The 11057-nt window shown below is 44.6% G+C and carries 12 protein-coding genes and 1 tRNA gene; all 13 read left to right on the plus strand.

All coding sequences use genetic code 11. From position 1 onward, the window contains the following. Nucleotides 1-113 precede the first annotated feature (113 nt). The 13 genes from fdnG (at nucleotide 114) to G3M65_RS07120 (ending at nucleotide 11044) form a co-directional block, all read left to right on the plus strand. Nucleotides 114-3149: a formate dehydrogenase-N subunit alpha gene (gene fdnG, locus G3M65_RS07060; RefSeq protein ID WP_173833878.1), complete on the plus strand. Its 3036-nt coding sequence runs from the start codon at nucleotides 114-116 to the stop codon at nucleotides 3147-3149. A gap of 12 nt (nucleotides 3150-3161) precedes the next feature. After that, on the plus strand, nucleotides 3162-4052 hold the full coding sequence (gene fdxH / locus G3M65_RS07065) for a formate dehydrogenase subunit beta (protein ID WP_173833879.1): 891 nt from the start codon (nucleotides 3162-3164) through the stop codon (nucleotides 4050-4052). A 2-nt stretch (nucleotides 4053-4054) separates the two neighbouring features. Next, nucleotides 4055-4690 (plus strand): formate dehydrogenase subunit gamma, encoded by a 636-nt coding sequence (locus G3M65_RS07070; RefSeq protein WP_173833880.1) that lies wholly within the window; start codon nucleotides 4055-4057, stop codon nucleotides 4688-4690. Nucleotide 4691: 1 nt separating this feature from the next. Next, complete coding sequence (locus G3M65_RS07075) at nucleotides 4692-5210, plus strand: superoxide dismutase family protein (protein ID WP_173833881.1); 519 nt, start codon at nucleotides 4692-4694, stop codon at nucleotides 5208-5210. Next, nucleotides 5207-5974: a formate dehydrogenase accessory protein FdhE gene (locus tag G3M65_RS07080; RefSeq protein WP_173833882.1), complete on the plus strand. Its 768-nt coding sequence runs from the start codon at nucleotides 5207-5209 to the stop codon at nucleotides 5972-5974. Before G3M65_RS07075 ends, G3M65_RS07080 begins: the two co-directional genes overlap by 4 nt. Continuing rightward, nucleotides 5971-6492 carry a biotin/lipoyl attachment domain-containing protein gene (locus G3M65_RS07085; RefSeq protein ID WP_173833883.1) on the plus strand — a complete coding sequence of 174 codons (522 nt, stop codon included), beginning with the start codon at nucleotides 5971-5973 and terminating at the stop codon, nucleotides 6490-6492. The genes G3M65_RS07080 and G3M65_RS07085 overlap by 4 nt, the downstream gene beginning before the upstream one ends. Further along, nucleotides 6492-6587, plus strand: a tRNA-Sec gene (locus G3M65_RS07090). The genes G3M65_RS07085 and G3M65_RS07090 overlap by 1 nt, the downstream gene beginning before the upstream one ends. Before the next feature lie 15 nt (nucleotides 6588-6602). Next, nucleotides 6603-6938, plus strand: coding sequence for a nicotinate phosphoribosyltransferase (locus G3M65_RS07095; protein WP_173833884.1), 336 nt, complete (start codon nucleotides 6603-6605; stop codon nucleotides 6936-6938). A gap of 17 nt (nucleotides 6939-6955) precedes the next feature. Next, complete coding sequence (gene thrS / locus G3M65_RS07100; protein ID WP_173833885.1) at nucleotides 6956-8875, plus strand: threonine--tRNA ligase; 1920 nt, start codon at nucleotides 6956-6958, stop codon at nucleotides 8873-8875. Further along, the gene (locus G3M65_RS07105) at nucleotides 8875-9663 is read left to right on the plus strand and encodes a universal stress protein (RefSeq protein WP_173833886.1); all 789 of its coding nucleotides are present in this window, start codon (nucleotides 8875-8877) and stop codon (nucleotides 9661-9663) included. Before thrS ends, G3M65_RS07105 begins: the two co-directional genes overlap by 1 nt. After that, nucleotides 9642-10301 (plus strand): lysophospholipid acyltransferase family protein, encoded by a 660-nt coding sequence (locus G3M65_RS07110; protein WP_173833887.1) that lies wholly within the window; start codon nucleotides 9642-9644, stop codon nucleotides 10299-10301. The genes G3M65_RS07105 and G3M65_RS07110 overlap by 22 nt, the downstream gene beginning before the upstream one ends. Next, entirely contained in the window at nucleotides 10267-10680 is a 414-nt protein-coding gene (gene mobB / locus G3M65_RS07115; protein WP_173833888.1) for a molybdopterin-guanine dinucleotide biosynthesis protein B, read from the plus strand. Before G3M65_RS07110 ends, mobB begins: the two co-directional genes overlap by 35 nt. 1 nt (nucleotide 10681) lies before the next feature. Continuing rightward, complete coding sequence (locus tag G3M65_RS07120) at nucleotides 10682-11044, plus strand: hypothetical protein (protein ID WP_173833889.1); 363 nt, start codon at nucleotides 10682-10684, stop codon at nucleotides 11042-11044. Nucleotides 11045-11057: the final 13 nt, after the last annotated feature.

Below are 11057 nucleotides of genomic sequence, written 5' to 3' on the forward strand. Positions count from 1 at the left end.
CATAAGAAAATTCTTATTTTGAAATGTTAGAAGATATTCTTTGAAAATTTGAATGGATATTTATTCCTTTTAGCTCTACATTTTATCGTGAGGTTATCAAAGGAGGTGTAAAAATGGAGCTCACAAGGCGAAGTTTTCTAAAAGTTGCAGGCGTTTCTGCGGGTGCTACCCTTACTGGTGGGCTCGGTTTTGACCTAAAGCCTGCCATGGCGAGGGTTAGAGACCTTAAGATTTCCAACGCAAAGGCTGTAAAAAGCACATGTCCCTATTGTTCTGTTTCCTGCGGGGTAATAATCTACAGCCTTACCGATGGTGCTATGAACGTAAAGCCAAGGGTCATACATGTGGAGGGCAACCCAGATGACCCAGTTAACAGAGGAACATTGTGTCCAAAAGGTGCGACACTTAGAGATTTTATAAATTCACCTCAGCGTCTTAAAAAGCCCCTTTATAGACCACCTGGGGCTAGAGATTGGCAGGAGATAAGCTGGGAAGAAGCTCTAGACAGGATAGCTCGTCTAATAAAGCATACGAGGGACAGAACTTTTATAGAAAAGGATGAACAAGGAAGAACCGTCAACAGATGTGAAAGCATAGCTTGGGTTGAAGGTAGCACCATAGCTAACGAAGAGGGCTACCTGTGGGTAAAGATGGGGGTTGCCCTCGGGCTTGTTGCACGGGAAACCCAGGCGCGAATATGACACGCACCAACGGTGGCCAGTTTGGCCCCAAGATTTGGAAGAGGTGCGATGACCAATGGATGGAACGACATAAAGAACGCAGACCTAATACTGGTTATGGGAGGAAATCCTGCGGAGAACCATCCCTGTGGCTTCAAATGGGCGATAAAAGCGCGTCAAGAAAGGGGAGCCAAGATAATTTGCATAGACCCAAGGTTCAACAGAACCGCTGCGGTTTCTGATATATTCCTGCAGATAAGACCTGGGTCTGACATAGCCTTTATGGGTGGTCTTATAAACTATGTGCTTCAGAACAAGAAATACAACGAAGAGTATGTAAAGCACTTTACAAACGCTGCATACATAGTAAAAGACACTTACAGCTTTGACCCACAGACAGGTCTATTCTCGGGTTATGACCCAGAGAAAAGAAAGTATGACCAGTCCCTTTGGGGATACGAGCTTGACGAGAAGGGTATGGTAAAGAAGGATATGACCCTTCAGCATCCAAGATGTGTCTTTCAGCTTATGAAGGAGTTCTACTCAAGGTATACGCCAGAAGTAGTAGAAAAGCTTACAGGCATCCCAAAGGACAAGTTCCTTGAGGTGGCAAAGCTCATAGCGGAAACCTCTGCACCAGACAAGTCAATGACACACCTCTACGCTCTCGGATGGACACATCACTCCACAGGAACACAGCTCATAGGTTCTATGGCTATACTTCAGCTCCTTCTTGGAAACATAGGGGTTCCTGGCGGTGGTGTAAACGCTCTAAGAGGTCATTCAAATGTGCAGGGCATGACCGACCTAGCAGGAGAAGGAAGATTTCTACCAGGATATCTAAAACCACCAATGGCAAATCAGCAGACTCTTAGGGACCACATAGAAGCAAACACTCCAAAGGCTGTGGACACTTCAATGAATTACTGGTCTAACTATGGTAAATTCTATGTAAGCCTTCTCAAAGCATGGTTCGGAGACGCTGCAACCCCAGAGAACGAGTTCGCATACCACTATCTGCCAAAGCTGGAAAAGGTCATTTCCATGGACGAGATACTAGACAGGATGTATAGGGGTAAGATGGAAGGCTTTGTTTCCGTGGGTATGAACATACTTGCAAGCAATCCAAACGTCAAGAAGATAGCGGAAGGACTTGGAAAGCTAAAGTGGATGGTGGTTATCGATGTCTTTGAGACGGAGATGGCAGGCTTTTGGAAGTATGTGGATGACCCATCAAAGGTTCAAACAGAGGTATTCCTCTTACCATCCGCTCTGTTTGCGGAGAAAGAGGGGTCTTATACCAACAGTGGAAGGGTTATAAAGTGGAAATACAAGGCGGTAGACCCACCAGGGGATGCAAAGGACGAGCTATGGATAGCGGGTCAGCTGTGGATGAGGCTCAAAAACCTTTACAAGAAGGAAGGTGGTAAGTTCCCTGACCCTATACTAAACCTCACATGGAACTTCCAAAACCCCTACTATCCAACTGCCGAAGAGGTCTTGAGAGAAATGAACGGCTACGCCCTTGCGGACCTTACAGATGACAAGGGTAATGTGGTGGTTAAAAAGGGTGAAAGGCTACCCGGTTTTGGTGTGCTAAGGGATGATGGGACAACAGCCTGTGGCATGTGGCTCTACTCTGGTGTTTTCCCTCAATCGGGCAACAGGGCAAAGTCTACAGACCTCTCCGACCCATCAGGTTTGGGAATCTATCCGGGCTACGGCTACAGCTGGCCAGCCAACAGAAGGATACTCTACAACAGGGCATCCGCAGACCCAAGCGGTAAGCCTTGGAGCGAAAAGAAGAAATACATCTGGTGGAACGAGGCGGAAGGTAAATGGGTTGGCTACGACGTGCCAGACATAAAACCAGACCTCACACCCGATTATGGACCCTTCATAATGCTTCCAGAAGGAAGAGGTAGGCTCTTCTGTGCACCTCTTGTGGATGGACCCTTCCCAGAACACTACGAACCCTTTGAGTCTCCAGTAGAGAACATCTTGCATCCAAAGACACCTCATAACCCAGTGGTTAAGATATACAAGTCAGACCTTGACCTACTTGGAAAACCCGATGAATTTCCATATGTGGCGACCACCTATAGGGTCGTTGAACACTTCCACTATTGGACAAAACATATCTACGGCACCTCTGTGCTTGTTCCCAACATGTTTATTGAGATACCAGAGGAGCTTGCAAAGGAATTGGGTGTAAAGGAGGGTGACAAGGTAAGGGTTGTTACCGCAAGAGGTTCTGCGGAAGGTTATGTCCTTCCCACTAAGAGGATAAAGCCTCTCACAATAAACGGTAAAAAGGTATATACGGTAGGTATCCCTATACACTGGGGTAATGAGGGTGTAGTTAAAGGTGCTCTTGCCAACATGATAACGCCCTTTGTGTGGGACCCTAACTCTCAAACTCCAGAGTTCAAGGGTTTCCTTTGCAGGGTTGAAAAGGTAAAAGCATAAGGAGGTGAAAAGATGGCTACAGTAACCACAGAAGGAACGGTAGGATTGGGGTTGAGGCGGGTCTCCGCCTCTAAATCCCCTGACCAAAGCATAAAGCAAGCTGACCAGCTTGCAATACTTGTGGATGTATCAAGCTGTATAGGTTGTAAAGCTTGTGAAGCAGCGTGTTCTCAGTGGCACGACCTAAAGCCACCTCTCAACGTGGGACAGCAGGCATTCTTTGGTTATCAGTCTGGTCCTGGTCTTGCTCCTAACCTCTTTATGTATATGCGTTTTCATGAGGAAGAAACTCCAAATGGGCTTGTCTGGGCAATAACCAAGTATCAGTGTATGCACTGTGCAGACCCGGGCTGTCTTAAGGCGTGCCCATCTCCTGGTGCTATAGTTCAGTATGCAAACGGCGTTGTGGACTTTGACCACTCTAAGTGTATAGGTTGTAAGTTCTGTCTATCTGGCTGTCCCTTTGATGTGCCAAGGTATGATGCAAACAACAAACCATGGAAGTGTAACTTCTGCATAGACAGGGTCTCCGCTGGTCTTGAGCCCATGTGTGTAAAAACCTGTCCCACAAACGCTCTGCACTTTGGAACAAAGGAAGAGATGCTTATAAGGGCTAACAAGCTTCTTGAAGGTCTTAAAAAGAGAGGTTTTGAAAAGGCATCCATATACGACCCACCGGGTGTAGGTGGAACTGGATACATCTACCTTCTGCCTCACGGGGATAAACCCGAAATGTATGGGCTTCCAAAAGAGGCAAGCATATCACCTTTGGTGAGTCTTTGGAAGGGTCCATTAAAACTTATAGGCTCAGTAGTGCTTTGGGGAACGCTCCTTGGTGCTTTCTTACAGCTTATACTCTTTGGACCCATAAAGGTAGGCAAGAAGCATAAGAAGGAGGAATGACCATGGAAGAAGTTAAGAACCTTGAAGAGATTGAGGTGGAAAGGTTTTCAGCCTTTGACAGGTTTGTGCACTGGCTTACAGCCATACCTTTTGTATACCTTTTCCTCTCAGGGCTTGGTATGTATTCTCCAAAGTTTGCCTGGCTACTTCCCTTCCTCGGAGGAAGAGAGTTCTCCGCATGGCTTCACAAGTGGGCGGGCGTAGTGTTTGCTGTTGGTGTTTTCCTTATGTTTCTAAGATGGGCAAAAGACTTTGTTCTTGACAGCGATGACATTAGGTGGCTTTCCAGCGTAAAGCACTACATAAAGGGAGAAGAAGAAAAACTTCCTGAGGTGGGCAAGTATAACGCAGGTCAAAAGATCTTCGGCTGGATGGTCTTCTTAGGTGGTGCATTGTTTCTTGTAACGGGTATAGTCATGTGGTTTCCTGAGAGTTTTCCTGCAAACATAGTAAGGCTTTCCATACTCCTTCATGATGTTGCTTTTATCTTGGTGGGTGCAGGTTTTATAGTGCATGTTTATATGGGCACTGTGGGTGTTCCCGGTTCACTTTCTAGCATCATAACGGGCAAGGTTTCCGCACTCTGGGCTATGCACCATCATCCTAAGTGGTTCAGACAGATTATGAGGAGGCAATAATATGAAAGGGCTTTTGCTGGCAGGACTGGGGGGCTTATGCCTCCTCGCTTCTTTTTCCTTTTCTGAAGAGCTAAGAGCCTATGCAAACCTTATAAATACGAAGGGAGAAGAAGTGGGAAAGGCAGAATTTACAGAGACTGTCTCTGGAGTGCTTATAAAGATTGAAGCTTCTGGACTTCCACCTAATGCTGAGCTTGCCCTGCATATACATGAATTGGGAAAGTGCGACCCACCTGATTTTATGTCTGCAAAGGGGCATTTTAATCCCTACAATAAAAAGCATGGCTTTCTAAATCCCGAGGGACCTCACGCAGGAGACATGCCTAACGTTTTTACCGACGAAAAGGGTAGGCTCAAGGCTCATGTTTTGAACACCTTTGTAACCCTTCAGAAAAGAAAGGTCAACAGCCTTTTGAAGGATGGAGGAACGTCCATCATGATACATGCACACAAAGATGACTATAAAAGCGACCCTGCAGGACAGGCTGGACATAGGATTGTTTGCGGGGTTATAAGGTGAACTTATTCAAGTTAAGAGAGAAAGAATACGCTCTTGAAAGGCTAAGGGTATTAAAGTCAAAATATCCAGAGGCTTCTGAACTTCTTGATTTTTATTCACATATCCTTGAATACCAGAGAGAGGTCTATGAAGCCCTTGAAGGCAAAGAACCAAACTGGCGAAAGGGTATGAAATGGTTTTACAAGCTACTTGAAATATGCAGAGAAAATGGAACAATGGAAATATCTGAAAGGGCAAAGGAATTAAAACAAATGGAGAGGGATAAAGTGGGTAGTATGATAGATAGGTTTATAAAAGAGAAGAAAACAGAGGACATAGACAGGTTTTTATTTCTTGCCTTCCTTGGTCCCTTTTACGAACGCATGGCGGAGAGCATGGATATTGATAAGGAGAACTGGTTAAAGACCAAGTGCCCTGTTTGTGGCTTTAGACCTCACATATCCTACATAGCGGACAAGGAAGATGTGGAAGGTGGTAGGTTTCTCCTTTGTGTTTTATGTGGAACTGATTGGCTATATAACAGGAACAGATGTGTAAACTGCGGAAACGAAGAAGATAATTCCATCGATTACTACTACAACGAGGAAAACAGAGCTGTTCAGATACAGTATTGTCATAAGTGTGGTCATTACATTAAAATTGTGGATATGCGACTTGATGGTCTGGCAGTGCCAGTGGTGGATGATATAGCCACACTTGTCCTTGACCTATGGGCGAAGGAAAGAGGTTTTATAAGGTTTGAGAGGAATATCTTTGGTTTATGATAAGCAGGAGAATTCTCCTTAGTTTTCTGCTTTCTATACCTATCTTAGGCAAGGTAAGGGTTATGGATATTGAAGTTCAAGGTTGCATCATAAAGGCGGACAGGCTATACAGGGTAGATGAAGAAAGAATGCTTTTCCAATGGGTGAAGGATGAGGGCTCAGGGGTTTACTCTGTGGGTTTCATGCAGGTGCTTTCCTCTCTCATTTATCCCCTTTATGCCATAAGGATAAAGCCTGTTAACACGGTGGTGGAGTTTGATTCAAACCTTGCGGTAGTTGAGTCTGGAAAAAGGGTCTCCACCTTTCCAAGCCCCCTAAGTGGAAGGATAGTAGAGTCTAACAAGATGTTAGAGAGGGAGCCTTCCCTCATAGTAAGTAGACCTTACGAGAGCTGGGTTGTTAAAATAAAGGCTGAACGTCCAGAAGAGCTGAAAAGGTTAAAAAGAGCTGAAGATATAGTAGAGATGGTTAGAGGTGTAATTCTTAGGGAAAAGATAGAGTGTCTGCCAAAGAAGTAGGGAGAGTTTGGCGCGCTGGTGCGGTCCCGGGACTTCAAATCCCGTGAGGGGTCCTGTTAGGGGTCCCTGGAGGGTTCGATTCCCTCACTCTCCCGGTTTATAATACTGATATGAGGGTGGCGGACTATATAAAGGAAGGGCTAAAAAACTTTGTGGAGGAAGTGCCAGAAGGATATGGAGAGATTGGAAAGTGTAGCTCAGGCTGTCATTCTGTTAGGTTTTTCATAAAGGGTAGTCCAGAAAGGGTAGAGGATGTAAAGTTCAAAGCAACCAACAGATGCAAAAAGCTCCTCGCAATAGCGGACTACGCTTCGGAAAGGATTAAGGAAAGGGGGAAAATTGAGCTAAAGGAAGAGGAAGTGCTTTCATATTTTTCTGAAGAGAAGGAAAAGGATAAGCTAAAAGACAGACTAAATATGGTAAAGACCGCCTTAGGGTTGAAATAGTATATATAATTAACCTTATGGAGAAGGTTAAAGTAAATGTAAACGGTAAAGAACTTACTGTTGATAAAGGCACACCTTTGGGTGAAGTTTTTAAAGCTCTTGGCATAGAGGACGCCATAGGTGGAAAGTCCGGCTCAAGGCTCATAGACCTACTTACTCCCATAAGAGAGGATATGGAAATAGTGCCTATCTTTAAGCAAGACCCAGAGAGCCTTGAGATAATGAGGCATACCCTTTCTCATATAATGGCTCAGGCTCTAAAAGAGCTCTATGGCTATGAGAAGGTTCATCTTGGTGTGGGTCCTACCACGGAGGAGGGCTTTTACTACGATGTGGAGGTGGAAGGGCACACTATAAGCTCAGAAGACCTTCCGAAGATAGAAGAGAAGATGAGAGAGATTATCTCAAGAAACTACCCCCTCTTTAGGAAGGAGCTTTCAAGGGAAGAAGCCATAAAGCTCTTTTCCGATATGAAAGAAAACTACAAGCTGGACATAATAGCGAGGATAGACCCACAAGATACCATATCTGTGTATGGTCAGGATGGTTTTACAGACCTCTGTAGAGGTCCACACGTGCCTTCCACAGGTATGGTGGGAGAGTTTAAGCTGACCCATGTGGCTGGTGCTTACTGGATGGGAGACTCTTCAAAGCCTATGCTCCAGAGGATATACGGTATAGCCTTCTGGGATAGAAAGGAGCTTGAAGAAAGGCTAAGGTTTTACGAAGAGGCAAAAAGGAGAGACCACAGAAAACTCGGTAGAGAGCTTGAGCTATTCCTTATAGAGGACGAGGTGGGTGCGGGACTTGTTATATGGCTTCCCAAAGGTGCAATCTTGAGAAAGACCCTTGAGGATTACTGGAAGGAAGAGCATATAAAGAGAGGATATCAACTTGTATACACTCCACATGTGGGAAATGCAAAGCTCTGGCAAACAAGCGGGCATTTGGATTATTACAGACCTAACATGTTTTCTCCTATGGAGATAGAGCATGAAGAGTATTTTGTAAAGCCTATGAACTGCCCTTTTCATATAGCGGTCTACAAAAGCAAAGTGCGTAGCTACAAGGAACTGCCTCTTAAACTAGCAGAGCTTGGCACGGTCTACAGATACGAAATGTCAGGCGTCCTTCATGGGCTTATGAGGGTTAGAGGTTTTACGCAGGATGATGCTCACATAATATGCACTCCAGAGCAGGTGGAGGAAGTAATACAGGAAACCCTTGAGTTTGCGGTTGAGATGCTAAGGTCTTTTGGCTTTGAAGACTTTAAAGTTTATATCTCCACAAAGCCTTCCGATGCCATAGGCTCTCAGGAGCAGTGGGAGCTTGCGGAGGGAGCTCTCAAAAAGGCGGTGGAGAAGGTGGGACTTCCCTATGAGATAGATGAGGGTGGTGGTGCCTTTTACGGACCAAAGATAGACGTGAAAATAAAGGATGCTATAGGCAGGCTTTGGCAATGCTCCACCATACAGTTTGACTTCAACCTTCCAGAGCGTTTTGACATGGAGTATGTGGGTCCAGATAACAAAAGACACAGACCCTATATGGTCCACAGGGCCATATTTGGTTCAATAGAGAGGTTCGTGGGCGTTTTACTTGAGCATTACGCAGGGCTTTTGCCACTTTGGCTTTCTCCCGTGCAGGTAAAGGTCATACCCATATCTCCAGAAAAGCACGGAGACTATGCAAGAGAAGTGGAAGCATATTTGAAGAATAAGGGCATAAGGGTAGAGCTTGACCTTAGAGAGGAAAGACTAAACGCTCGCGTAAGGGATGCGGAGCTTCAAAAGATTCCCTACGTGGTGGTGGTGGGAGACAAGGAGGTAGAAGGCAAAAGCCTCTCTGTGCGAAGCAAGAAGGAAGGCAATCTTGGCTCTATGACGCTGGAGCAGTTTCTGAGCATGTTGACTGAAAAAATAAGAAACAAGGAATAATGTTTGGAAGAGTTGCAGTCCATATATGGGAAGAGGATTACGAGTATCTTAGGTATGTAAAGAGTTTGCTTTCCAGACTTAACATAAAGCCTAACTTCCTCTTTGTAGAGGAAGAAAACCTTCTTGGAGACCTCGTAAACTTCTTTTCAAAGCCTTCTGAAGAAAGGGAAAAAGCCATAAGAAAACACATAGAGGAGCTATTTGAGGACTACGAGTTTTACACTCTACCCAGCTCTGGCAATGCCACCCTTGAGCATCTTCAGGAAAACTATGACCTGATATTCGTAAAATACAAGAAACAGCTCTTTCGTAAGTCTGTGCCAGAATGGATAATATCTGGAACTGACGGCTTGAGGTTGTGGGTTTATAAGGATGGAGCTAATGCAAGCGTAAAGAAGGTGTGCCTTCCCATAGATTTTTCGGAGAGGTCTATAAGGCAAGTAGAATTTGCCCTTAAGTTAAGGGAGTTTATACCCTTTGATTTTGACTTGGTCTATTCTATCAACATAAGTAGGTTAAAGGATAAGCTGTTTATTGGCGATTATGAAAAGCGTCTTGAGGATAAGAAAGAAGAGGCAAGGCATATGTTTACCGATATGTTTGGCGAAAGGGACATGAACCTGATATTTCTTGAGGGAGACCCATACAGGGAGATGGTTAAGTTTATAAACTCATCCCAGTATGACTTGGTGGTTGTGGGAAGAAGAGGCAGAGGCATGAGGGAAAGAATAGGTAGCGTTTCCCTTCATCTTATAAGGAGCTTGAAATGTCCAGTGGTTGTCCTGTAAGTAGGTTTTCAAAGATTTTCCTTGCACCCCTTTGTCCTCCTGTTAAGAGGGTTTTCAGGAGTATATTTCGCATAGAGGCTTATGGGCTTGAGAATATTCCAAAAGACCCTTGCATAGTGGCAAGCAATCACAGAAGTCACCTTGACCCTCCCGTGCTAAACAGCGTTTTTCCAGAGCCTTTGAGATTTCTTGCTAAGGAAGAGCTTTTTAAAGTGCCTATCCTTGGAAAACTACTTCCCCATATGGGTGCATTACCAGTCAAGAGAGGCTCTGGAGACTTGGAGGTGCTTGAGCTTGCCTTAGAGCTTATGCACTTTGGTTGTAAGGTTTGCATATTTCCAGAGGGAACGAGGGCAAACCCAGGGGAGTTTCTAAGACCTAAGCTAGGCGTAGGCTTGTTGGCAATAAAAAGCCAAAGACCAGTGCTTCCTGTATACATAGAAGGGACAGACAGAGTTTTTCCAAGAGGTGCCAAGTTTCCAAAACCAGGACATCCCATAAGGGTTTTTATTGGCAAGAGCAAGGTCTATTATGATGAGGACAATCTTAAAGGCTACAGAAGGGTAGCGGAAGATATAATGGAAAGCATAAAGGAGCTCGCCCGTGCCAAAGATAGTGAGCATAGTAGGATACCATAACTCGGGAAAAACCACGCTTATAGAGGCACTCATACCCCAGCTTAAGGCAAAGGGTTTAAAGGTTGGATACCTCAAACATGACCCAAAAGCTCATGGCATAACCGATAAGGAAGGAAGTGACACAAACAGGGTTTTCAAAGTGGCGGACAAGGTAGGGCTTTTGTCTCCAAAGGGACTAACCCTATGGGAAAGGAGAGAGGATGACCCTTTAAAGGTGGTAGAAGAATACTTTTCAGACTTTGACATAGTCCTTTTGGAAGGCTGGAAGTCTCTAAAAGGCATAAAAAAGGTTGTCCTTGGAGGGCTTGATGTTGAGGGTTTGAAAGTGGAAGGTCTAAAGGACTTGCAAAAGGTTATAGATTATATATTGGAGGATTAATATGAGTTTGCTTTTCCTTTTGCTTTTGCTGGTAGCTTCTATTACGCACGCTGATGCCTTTACACAGGAAGACCGTGAAATGCTAAGAAGCACCTACATAAGGGTGGAAAAACTTGAGACTAAAGTGGAAGTGGGTTTTCAACAAATTGAAAAAAGGTTTGAGCAGATAGACAAGAGGATAGAGCAGGTAGATAAGAGAATTGATATGGTTATAACCTTTATGGCTATACTTGCGGGCACTTTTGCCACTATAACTGCGGTAACTATAGGCTTTGCCATATGGGATAGAAGGACTATGATAAGACCCTTTGAAGATAAGGACAAAGAACTTGCGGAGCTTATGAAAAAGTATAACATGTTATAAAAAGGAGGAGATA

Origin of the sequence: Hydrogenobacter sp. T-8, from assembly GCF_011006175.1 — a bacterium.
GTDB lineage: Bacteria > Aquificota > Aquificia > Aquificales > Aquificaceae > Pampinifervens > Pampinifervens florentissimum.